Source organism: Vicinamibacterales bacterium, from assembly GCA_036504215.1.
In the GTDB taxonomy this organism is placed as follows: Bacteria; Acidobacteriota; Vicinamibacteria; order Vicinamibacterales; family Fen-181; genus FEN-299.
This window is the reverse complement of record DASXVO010000083.1, coordinates 19,203-36,330: the sequence shown is the minus strand read 5'-3', so window position 1 is coordinate 36,330 and position 17,128 is coordinate 19,203. Positions and strand designations below refer to the sequence as shown.

Below are 17,128 nucleotides of genomic sequence, written 5' to 3'. Positions count from 1 at the left end.
CACGTTTTCAGCCGCTACTTTGTGGAAATAAAACACTTGTAGTACATTCGCTGGTGCTCATGGCACTCACGACCCGGGTCTGGAGCGCGGGGAAGATCCTCCTGCTCACCGTCGCCCTGTTTTCGACATACGTACTGTTTGCGGCCCTTGCCGCGCGCATCGCGCTACGGGTTCGAGAGGTGAAGGTGCCCGCACTTGTTGGCGTCCCGCTGGAGAGCGCCAGCGCCATCGTGGTCGAACTCGGCATGACGGTGAAAGTTGACGAGAGCCGCAGGGTCGACCCGAAGATCGCCGCGGGCCGAATCGCCCAGCAGGATCCTCCGGCCGGCGAAACGGCCCGTCGGGGGCGCACGATCAAGGTATGGCTCAGCTCGGGGGGCCGAATCGCCGCCGTCCCACGCGTCGTGGGAGAGAGTGAACGAACGGCTCAGCTTCGGCTCCAGCAGGATGGCCTGGCCGTCACGGCGGTCTCCGAAATACGGTCGAACGAATTTCCGCCCGACACCATCGTCGCGCAGGACCCGCCGGCGCAGACCCGCGCCGTCTCGGTGTCGCTGCTGGTGAATCGCAGCGACCGGGCGGCCGCATACGTCATGCCGGATCTCATAGGGGTCAACGGTGCCCGCGGGGCCGACATCCTGCGGTCCGGCGGCTTCCGCGTGGCTGTCGTCGCGCAACATCCCTATCCGGGCGTACCGGCCGGAGTCGTCATCCGACAGTCGCCCCAGGCGGGGTTCCAGGTGACGCCCGGGGACACTGTTTCGCTCGAGGTCAGCCGGTGATCATCCGCCTTGCTCCGTCGATTCTGGCCGCTGACTTCGCGGCGCTCGGCTCTGCCATCGGGGCCGCCGAACGCGGCGGGGCGGATCTCATCCACGTGGACGTGATGGACGGGCACTTCGTCCCGAATATCACCATCGGGCCACCGGTGGTCCGATCCCTCAGGCGGGTCACGACGGTGCCGCTCGATGTGCACCTGATGATCAGCGAGCCGGACCGCTACATCGAGGCCTTCGTGGAGGCTGGCGCGTCAATGGTCTCGGTCCACGTCGAGGCCCTCCACCATCTCAACCGAACGGTGGCGCTCATCAAGAGCCTGGGCGCGAAGGCCGGCGTCGCCATCAACCCTGCCACGCCCCTCGGCACACTGGAGGAGATCGCGGGTGAGGTCGACTACGTCCTGCTCATGTCGGTGAATCCCGGGTTCGGCGGGCAGGCTTTTCTGCCGCGGAGCGAGTCTAAAGTGAGAAGTCTTCGTGCGATGCTCGACCGGGTCGGTAACGCGGCCCCCATCGAGATCGACGGGGGCATCGACCTCGACACCGTCGGCCCGGTTGTGAAGGCCGGGGCCGAAATCCTCGTTGCCGGTTCGGCGATCTTCCACGCGTCCGACATCACGGCCGCCGCCCGCGCCCTGCGCCGTGCCGCCGAAGAGGCGGCGGCGTCCGGATCCCGCTAGATGTCCGCCCCTCTGATCAGCGACCGTGTCTCGACTGCCTCCTTGCGGGTGCGCTATGCCGAGACGGACAAGATGGGTGTTGTGTACTATGCCAACTATCTCGTCTGGTTCGAGGTCGGGCGCTGCGAGTGGTTCAGGACAACGGGCTTGTCGTACCGGCAACTCGAGGTCGAGGGCACGATCCTGCCGGTCATCGAAGCGCACTGCGAGTACCGCCGGCCGGTGCGGTACGACGAGGACGTCGAGATCCGAACGGGGGCCACGTTGCTCTCCCCCATCCGGCTCAGGTTCGACTACGAGGTGGTCCTGCCTGGCGCGGCGGTGCCCTCCGCTGCCGGTTGGACCGTTCATGCGGCGATCGACCGCGAGGGTCGGCCGCGACGATTGCCACCCGTCGTGAGGAGTCTGTTCCCATGAAAGCGTTGGTCACGGGAGTTGCCGGGTTCATCGGCTCGACACTGGCGGGCAAGCTGCTCGACAACGGAGCCCAGGTCACCGGCATCGATTGCTTCACCGACTACTACCCGCGCGTCACGAAGGAGGCGAACCTCGCGACGCTGCTGGCGCGGCCGTCGTTCGACTTTGTCGAGTCGAGGATCCAGGACGCGGATCTGACGCGACTGCTTCTCCCGACGACCCACGTGTTCCACCTGGCGGCACAGGCCGGCGTCCGCAAGAGCTGGGGCCGCGACTTTCAGATCTACACGGTCAACAACATCGAGGCCACGCAGGTCCTTCTCGAAGCGTGCGTGGGGAGCTCGATCGAACGCCTCGTGTATGCCTCGAGTTCCTCTGTCTACGGCGACGACACGCCGCTGCCGATGACCGAGACGGCCGTCCCGGCTCCCCTCTCGCCGTACGGGGTGACGAAGCTGGCCGCCGAACACATGTGCAACCTCTACCACGCCAATCACGGCGTCCCGTGCGTCTCGCTCCGCTACTTCACGGTTTATGGGCCGCGCCAACGCCCCGACATGGGTTTCCATCGCTTCCTGCGCGCCGCCATCCTCGACCAGCCCATCACGCTTTACGGCGACGGTGAGCAGACGCGCGATTTCACGTTCGTGCTCGATGCCGTGGCGGCAACCATCGCGGCTGGCACGCGGGGTGTCCCCGGTCGCGTGTACAATATTGGTGGTGGGTCGAGGGTGTCGATCAACCGGGTTCTCGAGATCGTCGGCCACCAGGCCGGACGTCGGCTGGACATCAGGCGCGAGGCAACGCAGAAGGGCGACATGCGCGACACCTACGCCGACACGTCACGCGCCCGAACCGACCTCGGCTTCGTTCCGTCCGTGACAATCGAACAAGGGTTGCAGGCCGAGCACGCGTGGCTGGCGGCGGCGCTGAACCGGGCATCAGTGAAGTGAAATGAGTATGCACGTGAATCGACTGATTCTCACCCGCCTCTGCGCCGTGGGCGCCGTCTGTGGCCTGCTGGCCATCTCGGCCGGTTGCGCATCGAGCGGGTCGACGATTCCCAAGGGCGTGACCACCGAGGCGGACAAGTTCCTCTACGACAAGGGCACCGAGGCGCTCAACAAGAAGAAGTGGATGAAGGCCCGGGAGTACTTCCGGCAACTCGTGGACAACTACCCGCAGAGCCAATACCGGCCAGACGCGAAGGTCGGTCTCGGCGATACCTATCTGGGTGAGAACACGCTCGAGGCCCTGATCCTCGCCGTGAACGAGTACCGCGAGTTCCTGACGTTCTATCCAACGAGCCGACGCGCAGACTACGCGCAGTACAAGCTGGGATACGCCCATTTCGCCCAGATGCTCGCGGCCCAGCGCGACCAGACGCAGACTCGCGAAGCCGTCAAGGAGTTCGAGACCTTCGTCGAACGGTACCCGAACAGCTCCCTCATGCCCGAAGCGCGGAAGAAGCTCCGGGAGACGCAGGACCGCCTGAGCGACTCGGATTACCAGGTCGGATATTTCTACTATCGCTCGCGCTGGTACCCAGGCGCGGTCGAACGGTTCAGGGCGGTGTTGAAGACCGACCCGGGCTACTCGAACCGCGATGCGCTCTACTACTTCCTGGCCGACGCCTACGTGAAGATGAACCGCAAGGCCGAAGCCGTGCCGCTCGTCGATCGACTGATCAAGGAGTTCGAGAAGAGCGAGTACCTGGAGAAGGCAAAGAAGTTGATGGTCGACCTGCAATCGGCCGAGGCCGCACCCGAGGCCAAGGCGCAGAAGAAGCGCCCTTGAGCCCCGAATCCTGCTAGAGCGGCGGACCTGCGATTTCGGCCGATCGCGGTCCGGGTCCGCGCATGAACCGGCGGTAGTAATCCACCGCGGAGATCACCGCCGTCGCCACCGCCACCCAGAGCGCCGCCGGCCCGACGAACGCGAGCGGACCCAGCCGTGGTCTCAGCGTCAGCGCCATGATCGCCACGACTTCGGCGCCCATCTTCACCTTGCCCATCGGCGACGCCGGAATGTTCACGCCCCGGGAATAGCCGATGCTCCGCAGCGCCGTAATGGCCAGTTCGCGCCCGATGATGATCGCAATCATCCACGCAGGCGCCATTTCCAGCTGAACGAGCGAGATGAAGGCCGCCGAGGTCAGCAACTTGTCGGCCAGCGGGTCCATCATCTGGCCGAGCGGCGTAATTTGCTTGCGGCGGCGCGCCAGGTACCCGTCGAGCCAGTCGGTCAGTGACGCCAGGCCAAAAATCGCTGCCGCCGCCAGATCCTTCGGCACACCGAGGACGAGGCGTCCCTCGAACTTCGTCAACAGGACGACGACGAGGAGTGGCACCAGGAAGATGCGAGACAGCGTCAACGCGTTGGGAAGATTCATCGACAATCCGAGGGTGACGCGAAACAGCCGCAGCCATTGTAACGCGCCAGCCGCGATCGGCCAAAACAGGACGGGCAACCGGGACGAGATGCGATATGATGAACGGCTGTCATGAAAGCCATACTCCTGGCCGGGGGCAAGGGCACGCGCCTTCGCCCATTGACCATCCACACGCCGAAACCGATCGTCCCGATCTTCGGTCGGCCGTTCCTGCACTACCAGATTGATCTCGTCAAGCGACTGCCGGAGATCGATGAGGTCGTGCTCAGCCTGAACTACCAGCCGCGCCGCATCGAAGAGGTGTTCGGCCACGGCGAGGGCCTCGGGGTGAAGATCTCCTACGTCGTGGAACCGACACCTCTTGGGACCGCCGGAGCGGTGAAGTACGCGGGGAAGGAACACGACGACACGGTCGTCGTGTTCAACGGTGACGTCATGACGGCCGTGGACCTTGCGGCCGTGTTGAAGCTGCACCGCGACCGCAAGGCGCAAGCCACCATCGTCCTCACGCCCGTTGACAACCCGTCGGCTTACGGCCTCGTCGAGACCGACGCAGACGGCAACGTCCGGCGGTTCCTCGAGAAACCGAAGCCCGAGGAGATCACCTGCAACACGATCAACGCCGGCATCTACATCCTCGAGCCGAGCACCTTCGATCGGATCCCCAAGGACACGGCGTGGTCGATCGAGCGGAGTTACTTCCCATCGCTGGTCGAACGGGGCGAGACCTTCATCGCCTACGTCTACAACGGCTACTGGATTGACATCGGCACGCGGGACAATTACACCCAGGTCCATCGCGACATCATGGACCACCGGTTCACGGCGCCGCCGTTCGAGGGCACGCCGCAGAACTTCGCGCTCGTGGCACCCGACGCCCGCATCGAAGACGGTGCGCAGGTTCAGGGGCCGTGCTTCGTCGATGGCGGCGCGATCATCAAGAGCGGCGCGATCGTGGCCCCGTACTCGGTCATTGGCCGCCAGTGCCACGTCGAGGAGGACGCGCGGATCGACGCGTCGATCATCTGGGCGAATACACGGATCGGGCGCGATGCGACCGTGCGCCACTCGATCCTCGGCCGGCACTGCCACGTCGGGCGGAATTCGGTGCTCGACGGCGGGATCGTGCTCGGTGACAAGTCCGTGGTCACTGACTACAGCAGGCTCTGACGAGAACCTCCCCATGACACCTGTGAACCCCGGCATCTTCAAGGCGTACGACATCCGCGGCACCTACCCGACTGAGATCGACGAGTCGGTGGCGCGCGACGTTGGGCGGGGATTCGTCACGTACCTGAAGGCGAAGCGCATCGCCGTGTGCCATGACATGCGCCTGTCTTCGCCGTCGCTCGCCGAAGCGTTCATCGAGGGCGCCACCAGTCAGGGCGCCGGCGTCGTGAACTACGGCCTGGCCGGCACCGACATGCTGTACTACGCCGTCGCAGCCGAGGGCTTCGATGGCGGCGCGATGATCACGGCGTCGCACAACCCGAAACAGTACAACGGCATGAAGCTCGTGCGCCAGGGGGCCTTTCCGCTGAGCGGCGATGCCGGCATCTCGGACATCCGCGACATGCTGACGGGCGGGACGCTGCCGAATCCCGTGGCGATCCGCGGACCCGTCACGAAGGCGGACATGCTCGACGCCTATGTCGAGCACGTGATGAGGTTCGTCGACCCGGCGGTCATCAAGCCCTTCAACGTCGTCCTCGACGCCGGCTGCGGAATCGGCGGCCTGGTGGCGCCGATGCTGTTCGCACGGCTGCCTTGTCGGACAACCGAGCTGTGCTTCACGATCGACGGCACCTTCCCCACCCACGAAGCCAACCCCCTCATCGAGGAGAACCGGAGGGATATCGTCGAGGAGGTGGTGAGGCAGAGGGCTGACGTCGGCATCGCCTGGGACGGCGACGCGGATCGGTGTTTCTTCATCGACGGTCAGGGCCAGTTCGTGCCGGGCGACTTCATCACCGCTCTCCTCGCCGAGGCGTTCCTCATCAAGAACCCGGGCGCGACGATCATCTACGATCTGCGCGCCAGCTACGCCGTGAAGGACACCGTGGCGCGGTACGGGGGTACGGCCCTGATGAACCGCGTGGGCCATGCCTTCATCAAGCGCCGGATGCGGGAGGACAACGCGGTATTTGGCGGTGAGGTGACCGGGCACTACTACTTCCGCGAGAACTTCTACGCGGACAACGGCTTCATCCCCGCACTGCTCATCCTCGAGTTGATGTCGCGAAAGGGACAAACGCTGGAGGCGCTGCTGGCGCCTCTGAGGGAACGCTATTTCATCTCCGGCGAGATCAACACGAAGGTCGGCACCATGGAGGCGGTGAACGCCAAACTGAGCGGCCTCGCAGCGAAGTACGCCGACGCGAAGGTGTATCACCTGGATGGCGTGTCGGTCGAGTACTCCGACTGGCACTTCAATGTGCGGCCGTCGAACACCGAGCCGCTGCTGCGGCTGAACCTCGAGGGTCAGACCCCGGAACTGATGGAAGAGAAACGCGACGAGGTACTGGCGTTCATCAGGAGCTGAGGCGGTCAGGAGCCAGGAGCCAGAATGCGGTATTCCGGGCGAACTCCTGGATGCGGCCCCCCGGAATTCCGGCGCCCGGATTCTGGCTCCTGTTATAGAATATCTCTCTGGCCGAGCGGGCTTAGCATAGTGGTAATGCTCTGGCTTCCCAAGCCAGTTAGACGGGTTCGATCCCCGTAGCCCGCTCCATCGTTTTCCTCCGACGTCTGCTCCGTCCGCCACGCAACCGAGACTTCTGCTACTTCCTGCGGGCGGCGGTGGCCACGAGACCGCTCAGGCCGACGAGACCGATGATGTTGGGAAACACCTGGAGGCCGTTCATCAGGTCACCCCAGGCCCACACCGTCTCGACCTTCGCGGCGGCGCCGAAGATGATCAAGAGGCAGTAGGTCCATCGATAGGCGAGTGTCACCCGCGTCCCGAGGATGTACTCGAAGAACTGCTCGCCGTAGTAGGCCCAGCCAATCAGCGTCGTGTAGCCGAAGAGGAACGCGCAGAACGTCACAATCCAGCCGCCGGCCAGCGGAATCGCGCTGTCGAACGCGCGGGCGACGACCGCCGTGCTGTTGAGGCCGGACGTCCAGGCGCCGGTGACGAGAATCGTCAACGCGCTGATGGAGGAGGTCACGAACGAGACGACCACGACATCGATGACCGCATTCAGCCCCTGCTGTTCGGGCCGTTCGCTGCGCGCCGTCCCGTACGCGACTGCCGCAGTGCCGTAGCCCGCCTCGTTCGCGTAGACGCCTCGCGCCAGGCCGTACCGCATGCTGACCATCAGGCCGAGCCCGACCGCGCTTCCCGTGGCGGCGCGCAGCGAGAACGCCTCGCGGAAAATCAGGGCGAACACGTCAGGCAGGCGCCCGGCATTCATCAGGATCACGAACAGCCCGCTGGCGAGATACAGAAACACCTTCAGCGGCGAGAGTTTCTCGACGGCGCGGCCAATCGACTTCACGCCGCCGATGATGACGAGCCACGTCAGCACGGCGATGACGACGCCCGACACCCAGGGATTGATCGAGAACGTGGCCTGGAGGGCGACGGCCATCGAGTTGGGCTGGGTGAACGGCGTCGTGGTGAGCGCCGCGACGCCGGCGATGAGGGCATAGGCCCACGCCAGTCGCGGCGACTTCAAACCGTCGCGCAGGTAGTACATCGGGCCGGACGACACCGTGCCCGCGCGAGTGATGCGGAACGACACGCCGAGGACCGCCTCGGCGAACTTGATCGCGGTCGCGAAGAACCCGTAGCACCAGATCCAGAACACCGCACCCGGACCGCCGGCCACCACGGCGGTGGCCACGCCGGCAATGTTGCCGGTCCCCACCGAGGCGGCCAGCGCCGTCATGAACGCCTGAAATGGTGTGAGGACGCCGCCTGTGCCCGATTGCTCGGGAATCAGCGTCCGGAGCGCTTCCGGGAAGCGTCGCACCTGAACGAACCGGAAGCGGATTGAGAGGAACAGGCCGACCCCGAGCAGCAGCACCACGAGGGGGCCCGGCACCTGGCCGATGCCGGTATTCCACGGGCCCCAGACCGCGTCACTCAGCCACGAGATCGCGTTCGTCAGCAGGGACATCCCGACCACCTCCCGTACCCAATCACCGCACGTTCAGCGGCCGTGATCTATGTCAGGCTACGCCTTGGCCTTGCGACGCTCGACCCAGTATTTCTTCATCCGTTCCGAAGCGGCCTTCTTCTCGGCGGCCGACATCTTCCGACGCTTGCGCCGCGGCTTCTTGACCGACGCCGCAGGCTCGGAGGCCTCCGCCGGCGCAGACTTCTTCTGGCGCGCGACAGTTGCCGCGAGTCCAGGAAATGCGCGCAGAATGGCCCGTCTCTCTTCCTCGAGCTGTTCGAGCCGTGCCTGGGCGCCGAGTCTGGCAAACCGCCGCAGTTCGTCCTGGCCGAGATCCTTCGCCATCCGCGTCTCCTCTGAAAGGCCGGCGTTCAGCCGGCGTGCACTTCGTCCACAATGCCGACAATCACCGATCGAACCGGACCGTCGGCCGACCGGATCACCTGCCGCGCGCCGCTGCCTTCGTCCAGCACCAGCACCCGCTCGCCGGGGCCGGCCCCCACCGTGTCCACGGCGATCAGGTAGCCACCGGTACGCCGCCCGGCACCGTCCTCTCGTTCGACGAGGAGCAGTTTCTTCGCGTCGTAGAACGGATGGTTGATGGTCGAGTACACCTCGGCTGTCACCGTGCCGACAATCATCGCGCGCTCCCGTCGGGTCCCGACGCGGAGTCACCTGATCCGCCGTGATCGGCCGAGCGGTGCACGTCGTCCACGATGCCGATAACCGCATGGTCCACGGGAACGCACCACGGGTCGAGCGCCATCGCGGCCTCACGGCCCCCCTCGTAGTAGACCAGCTCCCCCGGCCCAGCCATCCGCGTCGCGTCGGCCGCGACGAGCACGCGCCCCTCCGAGTTCCCGGCCTTGTCGAGCGGCTGAACCAGCAGCATCGGTACGCCTTCGAGACCCCGGTAGATCACACAGGGGACGACCGTCCCGACGATCCGGCCGAGCAGCATCAGACCACCTCCCCGTCGAGTTCGAGCAGTTTGGTCGACTCGAACGAGCTGCTGCTCGCCAGTTGCGTGGCCAGCGCGTCGTGGGGCGCAGAGATGATGGTGTGTCTCACCTCGCCGCCGGTCTGCCGCATGAACGCGAGCACGATGTCGACGGCGGCCTCGATATCTGGCAGCTCGCCCTGGTAGATGCTGACCCCCTTGCCCGACAGGCCGGCGTCGGCCAGCCTCAGCTCGAGCAACACCACCGGCGTTCCCTTGAGCGCGAGTTCGGCCGCCCGCACGTTCGAGGCCACGGTGTCGGTCTCGATCACCGCGAGCGAACCGCCGTCACCGACCGAGCGCTCGCCGAGGATGGCGGCGTACACCCTGGGATGCACGTCGGCGAGCAGGAGATGATCGAGGACGCTCTCACCGCCGCGGGCCAGGCCCTCAGACACCGACTCCTCCACCGCCGCGGTACTGCCCCCGATGAGCGTGAGGAAACGGCCTCGCGTGATCGTGCCGGACTTGACGAACGCGATCGGCGCCTTCTTGAGCATGGCGTCGGTGGCGTCGATGCCCGACGGGATGTCGCGGAACTCGATGATGGCGAGAGCCGGCGCGTTCTTCATCACGTGATCCTGAAGTGATCGACCATGACGCAGCGGCGCCATCGGGAGAACGACCGCGGGCCGGTCAAGCCCTCCCCGGTCGGACTGGCGATCGTGAACGACGCGAACCCCTCGCCGTCCAGTCCGAGACCCGCCTGCGACCGGCCGTTCTTCACGAAGATGCTGCAATCGCACTCCCGCGCCATCCGGCTGAGGCTGTCGATGTTGGTCGAGTGCATCACCGCGGTGTGGCGATTTCCCCCCTCGACCTCCACGGCGAGGTCGATCGCGTAGTCGACCGTCGGCACGCGGCAGATCGGGAGGATCGGCATCATCTGTTCGGTCCAGAGCAGCGGGTGGTTCTCCTCGACCTCGACGATCCCCAGCCGCACCGAATCGGGCACGTTCATCCCGATCTTCCGAAGAATGACACCTGCGTTCCTGCCGATGAGGTCGCGGTTGACGTGCGCGCCCTGACGCGGCCCGGGAATGTCGACGAACAGCACCTTCTCGAGCTGCGCCAGCTGCGACCGATCCACCAGCACCGCTCCAGCCGTCGTCATGGCCCGGAGCAGGGTGTCGGCGACCGTCGCGACCACCAGCACTTCCTTCTCGTCCGTGCAGATGATGTTGTTGTCCGTGGAGGCGCCGAGCACGATGTCGCGCCCCGCCTTCTCCAGGTGCGCCGTCTCATCCACCACCACCGGGGGATTGCCCGGCCCGGCGCAGATCGCGCGCTTGCCGCTGGCCATCGCGGCCTTCACGACCATGCCGCCGCCCGTCACGACGAGCAGCCGGATCCCGCGATGCCGCATCATCTCCTGGGCTGTCTCGATGCTCGAGTTCGAGAGACACGTCACGACGTTCGGTGGCCCGCCCGCCGACTCGATCGCCTTGTTCAACAGCGCCACGGTCTGGATCGAGCACGACCTCGCGCTCGGGTGAACGCAGAAGACGACGCTGTTGCCAGCGCTCAGCATCCCGATCGCATTGCAGATGATGGTCGAGGTGGGGTTGGTGCACGGCGTGATCGCGCCGACCACGCCGAAGGGCGCGGGCTCGATGAGCGAGAGCCCATGGTCGCCGGTCACGGCTTGCGGCGCGAGGTCCTCGAGACCGGGAGTCTTCTCCGTCACGAGGAGGTTCTTCACCACCTTGTCGTCGACGCGGCCCAGCCCGGTCTCCTCGTGCGCCGCCTTCGCCAGCGCGGCCGCATGCTCGGTCATCGTCTGCCTGATGGCGGCGATGATCCGGGCGCGCGTGGTCAGCGGCAGGCGCGCGAACCGCGGCTGAGCCAGCCGCGCGGCCTGCACCGCCTCGTCCACCGTCGAGAACACCCCCAGCCCGGAGGCCGACGACCGATCGCCCGTCGACGGTGGGCGGGCAGAGACGCCAGCCCCCGTCTGGAGATCGGCCACAATCCGGCGTGCGATCGCCTCGATATCTACGTCGTTGAGACTGGCCATACGAATGCCTTGCACCGCTCTGGGCTCTCGGCTCCAGGCTCGCTCGGCCTTGGCCCAGCACCCAGGGCCCAGAGCGTAGAGCCTGGAGCCCTATTTCTGGTACCGCACGGCGCCGTCGATGCTCCAGCTGTCGATGATCGCCATGACCACAGCGTCGACCGGACGCTTGTCGGTGGCTTCCGTCTGGCGCGCGGAACTGCCGGAGGCAACGAGCACCATCTCCTCGGGGCCGGCACCCACCGCGTCGGCGGCGACCAGATGCGTACCTGTCTCCTGGCCGGCCTCGGTCACCGGGCGCACCAGCAGCAGCTTGAGACCGTCGAGGCTCGGTTCCTTGCGCGTGGCCACGACCGTGCCGACCACTTTCGCCAGCAGCATGGTGCGACCCCTACTTCTTCGTCGCCTTGGCTTCGGCGGCTCGGCCGAGCGGCATCACCGTGTCCACGTTGAGGTGAGGGCGCGCGATGATGTGCACGGCGACGACCTCGCCGACACGACCGGCCGCCACCTGCGCGGCATCGCACGCCGCCTTCACCGCCGCGACGTCTCCGCGGATGATGACCGAGACGTAGCCGCCGCCGGTCTTCTCATAGGACATCAATTCGACTCTGGCCGCCTTCACTGCAGCATCGGCTGCTTCCACCACAGCGGGAAACGACCGGGTTTCAATCATGCCAAGCGCATCTGTCATTGTCTGCTCCTTCAGAGGGCTCTGGGCTCCAGGCTTCGGGCTTCACGCTCTCGGTCCTAGGCCTTCCCAGAGCGGCCGGTGACCTCGCGGATCGCCTGCTCGGCGGCCCGGTGGCCGATGTCGATGTCACGCTCTTCGCCGCCGAGATAGACACGGCCGAAACTGCCGAAGGCGCGGACCTCGAGAATGTTGATGTGGGCGGCCTTCTCGGCTTCATTGGCCGCGAGCGCCGCGTACCCGGCCGGCGCCACTTCCATCACGTACAGGGACTGACCGGGGAGGATCAGATCACCGTGCCTCGTCCGGTTGATGAGCTGCGTGTGATAGTCCGTGATGTTCCGGATCACCTGGCTCGAGACCAACTCCGGCTTGATGCGGTCGGCTTCCTTCAGCCCGAGGGCCTCGAGGATCGCGCTCCCGGCCTCCCGTACGTCCGCCTGCGAATCGGAATGCAGTTCCAGCATGCCGTAGAGACGCTCGATGATGAGCATCCCGGGCCGCACGTCGGTCGCCTTCAGCGCGACATCGGCCATTCGCATGATGTCCATGCCGGGCGCAATCTCGACAAACAGCGATGCCTGCCCGGGCGTGGGCAGGAACCCCTGCGCCACCGTACCCAGAAACGACGCGTATTGCGCCTGGAGACTATCGAGAAACACGTAACACCGAAGTTCGGACATGTGATGCCTCGCGTCTACTTCTGCCCCGCCCTGGCCTCTTCCAGAATCTTGACGCTGCTGCTGCTCCCGACGCGCGTGGCGCCGGCCTCGACCATCTTGACGACGTCGGCGTAGCTGCGGATCCCGCCCGAGGCCTTGACGCCGAGCTTCTTCGGCGCCACCGTGCGGCTCATGAGCGCGATGTCGGCCACCGTCGCACCACCCGGCCCGAACCCGGTGGAGGTCTTGACGAAATTCGCGCCGGCTTTCATGCTCAGCTCGCAGCCGCGCACCTTTTCCTCATCGGTCAGCAGGGCGGTTTCCAGAATGACCTTGCAGATCGCCCGGCCGTCCTTGCACGCCTCGACGACGGCCCGGATGTCCTTCAGGACCATGGCATCCTCTCGGCCCTTCAAGGCCCCGATGTTGATGACCATGTCGATCTCGCGCGTGCCTTCCCGGATCGCCCGTCGTGCCTCCAGGGCCTTCGTCTCCGGCGGCTGGGCGCCCAGCGGGAACCCGACCACGCAGCACGTCTTCACCGACGTGCCGCGCAACAGCGAGGCCACCTGGCGGACGTAGCTCGGGTTCACGCACACCGAGAAGAACTGGTGTCGCTTGGCCTCGTCGCACAGGCGCTGGATGTCCGCCGCGGTCGCTTCGGGCTTCAAGAGCGTGTGATCGATCAACGACGCCAGCTTGTCGGCGGGGATCGCCGCCGGCTTGGCCGGCCCACCCTGCTCGGCGAGCAACTGCCGGACCCGCTCGGCAATCCGGTTGATGTCCTCGGCCGACAGTTCCGGCCCACGTGAAGAAGTCGTGCTCATGCGGCCTCGTTCGATATCGCGAATCATCTGCACCCGCGCACGGTGACGATCCGCCGTGCACGACGTGGAGAGGAACACGTCCAGAATCGCCATGGCCTGCTCGGCCGTCGTCAGTCCTGCTCCGAGCGTCAGCACGTTGGCGTCGTTGTGCTCGCGGCTGTTGCGCGCGAGCACGTCGTTGTAGCACGCTGCGGCCAGCACGCCAGGCACCTTGTTCGCCGTCATGGCCGACCCGATGCCCGCGCCGTCCACCATGACACCGAACTGGCAGTCGCCCGATGCCACGAGCGCTGCAACCGCCAGGGCAATCCGCGGGTAGTCCACCGGGGCCGTGCCGTTGGTTCCGCAATCGCGAACGGTATGGCCCTGCGACGTGAGATGTTCCCCGAGTTGCTGCTTGAGGGCGAACCCGCCGTGGTCGGCGCCGAGGGCAATCCTGAAGGCCTGGCTCATCTCCGAACGTTCACCCATCGAAGAGCTGCGCGGCACGGCGTGAGGTCGCCGTCACGCCCAGCCGGTGGAGAAATGGAGCATATCACGGACGCCCCGATTCAGGACCCACGCACACCGCAGGTCGCTTCAACTCACGCCGCGAGATGTGCTAGTCTGCCGGGCACACCCAAGGGACGGGTTGTCCGTCCCGTACGGGATTCGTACCCAAACAGCGACCCATCGCACTGGACGCCGAGATGCCCGATACCGCGCCGCCCGTCATGTTGAGCACCGAACAGGTGCAGGCCCGCATCAGAACGCTCGCAGCCGATATCTCCCGGGACTACCCGCCCGACGAGGATCTGCACCTCGTTGCCATTCTCAAGGGCGCCTTCCTGTTCCTCGGCGATCTGATTCGCGTGATGGACCGGAACGTGACGGTCGATTTCATGGCGGTGTCGAGCTACGCCAAGGGTACGACCTCGTCGGGCGAGGTCCGCATGGTGAAAGACCTCGACTCCGGCCTCGAGGGCCGCAACGTCATCATTGTCGAGGACATCGTCGATACGGGCCTGACGCTCGCCTACCTGCAGGAGATCCTGCGGGCCCGCAACCCGAAGACGCTTCGCACCGCCTGCCTGCTCAGCAAGCCGTCCCGCCGGAAGATCGACGTGAAGGTGGAGTACATCGGATTCACGATCGAAGACCGGTTCGTCGTCGGCTACGGGCTGGACTACGCGGAGAAGTACCGCAACCTGCCCTACATCGGAACGCTGGACGAAGGGTAGAACCCGTCCGCATCCCAGGCTGCCGGTCGAGAGCGAGCGCGTGGAGATCGCCGCGCGATGCGTGCGATCTGTCTCGGCGCCCTCCGCGGGCCCATCAGAAGTGCGGCTCGCCGCCCTGCCGTCAAAGCGGGTGGCGGGCGCGGCGGGCCGTCGACTCGTTCGGGCTAGTGTTTTCGGACCGCATCCTGCACTTTCACCGCCAATTTCCGCGCGTCGGCGAGAACGACGGCGTCGTCGAGCGTCAGGACACGGCGGTCCCTCATCAGGATCCGGCCGTTGACGATCGTCGTCCTGACGTCGCCGCCCTTGCTGACGTAGACCAGGTGCGACGGTGCGTTGTACATCGGCGTTTGCCTGGCACCGCGCATCGAAACGACGATCAGGTCAGCCCGCTTGCCGACTTCGAGCGACCCGATCTTCCCGTCCAATCCGAGTGCCCGCGCGCCGCCGATCGTCGCCATGTCGAGTGCGGCGGTCGCCGGGACCGCGGTCGGATCCTTCGAGGCCAGCTTGTGGAGGAACGCGGCCTGGCGCATCGCTTCGAACATGTCGAGGTCGTTGTTGCTCGCCGCGCCGTCGGTTCCCAGGCCCACTGTCACGCCCGCCGCGAGGTACTTCGTCACCGGGGCGACGCCGCTCGCCAGCTTCATGTTGCTCTCAGGGTTGTGCGAGACCGACGCGCCCCGCCGCTTCATGATTGCGATGTCTTCGTCGTTCAGCCACACGCAGTGCGCGGCCACCACATTCGGCGCGAGAAACCCGATTGAGTCCAGCCAGGCCGTGGGAGACAGGTGGTACTTCCGACCGATGATGCTGACCTCGTCCTCGGTCTCGGCAAGGTGAATCAGGATTGGCACCTGGTACCGGGCGGCCACCTCGCGAACGGCCCGCAGCGTGGCCTCGTCGACGGTGTAGGTCGAGTGCGGGGCCGGAACAGGAGTGATCAACTCGTCTCCCGCGAACGCCTTGATGAACGCCTCGGTCCGCGCGAGCGCCTCGGCGGGAGTCCTCGCGTCCGCCACCGGGAAGCCGATGATCGTCTGGCCGAGCACGCCGCGCAGACCCGCAGCCTTCGTCGCCTTCGCCACTTCCTCCTCGAAGTAGTACATGTCCGCGAAGGTCGTGGTACCCGACTGGATCATCTCGAGCGCGGCAAGGCGCGTGCCGATTCGCACCATCTCCGGGGAGACGGTCTTCGCTTCCCCGGGGAAGATGTATTGCTGCAGCCAGTCCATCAGCGCGAGGTCGTCGGCCAGTCCCCGGTACATCACCATCGCAGCGTGCGTGTGGGTGTTGATGAGACCGGGCAGGATGACATCGCCGGTCGCCTCGATCGTGTCGGGCGCGGAGAACTGAGCGGCAATCTCGTCCGGCCGGCCGACCCCGGCGATCCGGTTCCCGTCGACGGCGACCGCTCCCGGAGAGAGCACGCGATGGACTGAGTCAACCGTCACCACCGTGCCGCCGGTCACGATGAGCGAGACGCGGCGAGTGTCGGCGGACTTGCGGCAGGCGCCGAGCGCGATGAGCGCCGTCAGCGCGAACGCGAACCAGACGAGAGAGGAGCGCCGGAGTACGGTCATCACCCGCCGATCCTACTCCATTTGCACGCGATTCCGGCCGGAGAGCCTCTCCGGCACGCGTTGTCGGCACCGCGCGCTATCGTGTATAGTTGACGCCGTGCCGGTCCATCTTGTCGAACATCCGCTTGCTCAGGACGCACTGCTCGTCCTCCGTGACCGCCAGACGGACACGGCCGCCTTTCGGCAGATGGCCACCCGGATCAGCGTCCTCATCGCGAGCGAGGCCTTGCGTGACCTGCCCACGGGCTCGGCGACCGTCATGTCACCGATGGGGGCTGCCCATGGCCGCCGACTCGCGGCCGACGTCGTCGTGGTCCCCGTGCTGCGAGCGGGACTGGGGATGCTCGATGCCGTCCTCGAACTGCTGCCCTCGTCGCGCGTTGGCCACATCGGCCTCCAACGCGACGAGAAGACGGCCATCGCCTCCCAGTACTACGCCAAGCTGCCGGCCCGGCTCGACGAGAGCTACGTCCTGATGATCGACCCGATGCTGGCCACGGGCGGGAGTGCCGTCGCCGCCATCGAGTTGCTCGAGCGTGCCGGCGCACGCGACATCCGTCTTCTCTGCATTGTTGCCGCCCCAGAAGGCGTCGCGCTCGTCCAGCAACGTTTCCCAGGCGTCCATATCTACACGCCGGTCATCGACCAGGGATTGAACGATCGCAAGTTCATCGTCCCCGGCCTCGGCGATTTCGGCGATCGGCTCTACGGCACGCTCTAACCCCCCGACGCGGAGGCA

21 protein-coding genes and 1 tRNA gene are annotated in these 17,128 nt (G+C 66.0%); 10 read left to right on the top strand and 12 right to left on the bottom strand.

The features are described from left to right. The first annotated feature begins 59 nt into the window (after window positions 1-59). The 5 genes from VGK32_22315 to bamD are packed head-to-tail and all read left to right on the top strand — an operon-like array spanning window position 60 to window position 3,673. A complete protein-coding gene (locus tag VGK32_22315) occupies window positions 60-782 on the top strand; it encodes a PASTA domain-containing protein (protein HEY3384502.1) in 723 nt (240 codons plus the stop codon). Beyond that, the gene (gene rpe / locus VGK32_22310; GenBank protein HEY3384501.1) at window positions 779-1,459 is read left to right on the top strand and encodes a ribulose-phosphate 3-epimerase; all 681 of its coding nucleotides are present in this window, start codon (window positions 779-781) and stop codon (window positions 1,457-1,459) included. Before VGK32_22315 ends, rpe begins: the two co-directional genes overlap by 4 nt. Continuing rightward, a complete protein-coding gene (locus tag VGK32_22305) occupies window positions 1,460-1,876 on the top strand; it encodes a thioesterase family protein (GenBank protein HEY3384500.1) in 417 nt (138 codons plus the stop codon). It abuts the gene before it with no gap. After that, the gene (locus VGK32_22300; protein ID HEY3384499.1) at window positions 1,873-2,829 is read left to right on the top strand and encodes an NAD-dependent epimerase/dehydratase family protein; all 957 of its coding nucleotides are present in this window, start codon (window positions 1,873-1,875) and stop codon (window positions 2,827-2,829) included. Before VGK32_22305 ends, VGK32_22300 begins: the two co-directional genes overlap by 4 nt. A 13-nt stretch (window positions 2,830-2,842) precedes the next feature. Beyond that, complete coding sequence (gene bamD, locus VGK32_22295; GenBank protein ID HEY3384498.1) at window positions 2,843-3,673, top strand: outer membrane protein assembly factor BamD; 831 nt, start codon at window positions 2,843-2,845, stop codon at window positions 3,671-3,673. Window positions 3,674-3,686: 13 nt separating this feature from the next. Here the strand turns inward: bamD and pgsA are convergent, their stop codons facing one another. After that, the gene (pgsA, locus tag VGK32_22290; protein HEY3384497.1) at window positions 3,687-4,268 is read right to left on the bottom strand and encodes a CDP-diacylglycerol--glycerol-3-phosphate 3-phosphatidyltransferase; all 582 of its coding nucleotides are present in this window, start codon (window positions 4,266-4,268) and stop codon (window positions 3,687-3,689) included. A 111-nt stretch (window positions 4,269-4,379) separates the two neighbouring features. Between pgsA and VGK32_22285 the strand changes: the two genes are divergently transcribed. From VGK32_22285 to VGK32_22275, 3 genes are all read left to right on the top strand, one after another. Beyond that, on the top strand, window positions 4,380-5,438 hold the full coding sequence (locus VGK32_22285) for an NDP-sugar synthase (GenBank protein HEY3384496.1): 1,059 nt from the start codon (window positions 4,380-4,382) through the stop codon (window positions 5,436-5,438). Between the two features lie 13 nt (window positions 5,439-5,451). After that, window positions 5,452-6,810 (top strand): phosphomannomutase/phosphoglucomutase, encoded by a 1,359-nt coding sequence (locus VGK32_22280; protein ID HEY3384495.1) that lies wholly within the window; start codon window positions 5,452-5,454, stop codon window positions 6,808-6,810. 115 nt (window positions 6,811-6,925) lie between these two features. Further along, window positions 6,926-6,999 (top strand) — tRNA-Gly (locus VGK32_22275). Window positions 7,000-7,048: 49 nt separating this feature from the next. On the opposite strand, the gene VGK32_22270 is transcribed toward VGK32_22275, so the two are convergent. The 10 genes from VGK32_22270 to deoC all read right to left on the bottom strand — a co-directional run bounded on the left by VGK32_22270 (window position 7,049) and on the right by deoC (window position 14,057). After that, the gene (locus VGK32_22270) at window positions 7,049-8,392 is read right to left on the bottom strand and encodes an amino acid carrier protein (GenBank protein HEY3384494.1); all 1,344 of its coding nucleotides are present in this window, start codon (window positions 8,390-8,392) and stop codon (window positions 7,049-7,051) included. Window positions 8,393-8,449: 57 nt separating this feature from the next. Further along, a complete protein-coding gene (locus VGK32_22265; protein HEY3384493.1) occupies window positions 8,450-8,737 on the bottom strand; it encodes a hypothetical protein in 288 nt (95 codons plus the stop codon). Window positions 8,738-8,763: 26 nt separating this feature from the next. After that, the gene (locus VGK32_22260; protein ID HEY3384492.1) at window positions 8,764-9,033 is read right to left on the bottom strand and encodes a EutN/CcmL family microcompartment protein; all 270 of its coding nucleotides are present in this window, start codon (window positions 9,031-9,033) and stop codon (window positions 8,764-8,766) included. Then, the gene (locus VGK32_22255; GenBank protein ID HEY3384491.1) at window positions 9,030-9,353 is read right to left on the bottom strand and encodes a EutN/CcmL family microcompartment protein; all 324 of its coding nucleotides are present in this window, start codon (window positions 9,351-9,353) and stop codon (window positions 9,030-9,032) included. Before VGK32_22255 ends, VGK32_22260 begins: the two co-directional genes overlap by 4 nt. Beyond that, window positions 9,353-9,964, bottom strand: a complete 612-nt coding sequence (locus VGK32_22250; GenBank protein ID HEY3384490.1) for a BMC domain-containing protein — start codon at window positions 9,962-9,964, stop codon at window positions 9,353-9,355. Before VGK32_22250 ends, VGK32_22255 begins: the two co-directional genes overlap by 1 nt. Then, on the bottom strand, window positions 9,964-11,409 hold the full coding sequence (locus tag VGK32_22245) for an aldehyde dehydrogenase family protein (protein HEY3384489.1): 1,446 nt from the start codon (window positions 11,407-11,409) through the stop codon (window positions 9,964-9,966). Before VGK32_22245 ends, VGK32_22250 begins: the two co-directional genes overlap by 1 nt. 90 nt (window positions 11,410-11,499) lie before the next feature. Beyond that, window positions 11,500-11,787: a EutN/CcmL family microcompartment protein gene (locus VGK32_22240; protein HEY3384488.1), complete on the bottom strand. Its 288-nt coding sequence runs from the start codon at window positions 11,785-11,787 to the stop codon at window positions 11,500-11,502. Window positions 11,788-11,797: 10 nt separating this feature from the next. Then, window positions 11,798-12,100 carry a BMC domain-containing protein gene (locus VGK32_22235; protein HEY3384487.1) on the bottom strand — a complete coding sequence of 101 codons (303 nt, stop codon included), beginning with the start codon at window positions 12,098-12,100 and terminating at the stop codon, window positions 11,798-11,800. Between the two features lie 56 nt (window positions 12,101-12,156). Then, on the bottom strand, window positions 12,157-12,780 hold the full coding sequence (locus VGK32_22230; GenBank protein HEY3384486.1) for a hypothetical protein: 624 nt from the start codon (window positions 12,778-12,780) through the stop codon (window positions 12,157-12,159). Between the two features lie 14 nt (window positions 12,781-12,794). After that, window positions 12,795-14,057, bottom strand: a complete 1,263-nt coding sequence (gene deoC, locus VGK32_22225; GenBank protein ID HEY3384485.1) for a deoxyribose-phosphate aldolase — start codon at window positions 14,055-14,057, stop codon at window positions 12,795-12,797. Window positions 14,058-14,275: 218 nt separating this feature from the next. On the opposite strand from deoC, the gene hpt reads away from it, so the two are divergent. After that, window positions 14,276-14,806: a hypoxanthine phosphoribosyltransferase gene (gene hpt, locus VGK32_22220; protein ID HEY3384484.1), complete on the top strand. Its 531-nt coding sequence runs from the start codon at window positions 14,276-14,278 to the stop codon at window positions 14,804-14,806. A gap of 164 nt (window positions 14,807-14,970) precedes the next feature. Here the strand turns inward: hpt and VGK32_22215 are convergent, their stop codons facing one another. After that, window positions 14,971-16,389 carry an amidohydrolase gene (locus VGK32_22215; protein HEY3384483.1) on the bottom strand — a complete coding sequence of 473 codons (1,419 nt, stop codon included), beginning with the start codon at window positions 16,387-16,389 and terminating at the stop codon, window positions 14,971-14,973. A gap of 97 nt (window positions 16,390-16,486) precedes the next feature. Here VGK32_22215 and upp point away from each other — a divergent pair, with 97 nt between their 5' ends. After that, on the top strand, window positions 16,487-17,110 hold the full coding sequence (gene upp, locus VGK32_22210; protein ID HEY3384482.1) for a uracil phosphoribosyltransferase: 624 nt from the start codon (window positions 16,487-16,489) through the stop codon (window positions 17,108-17,110). Window positions 17,111-17,128 lie beyond the last annotated feature (18 nt).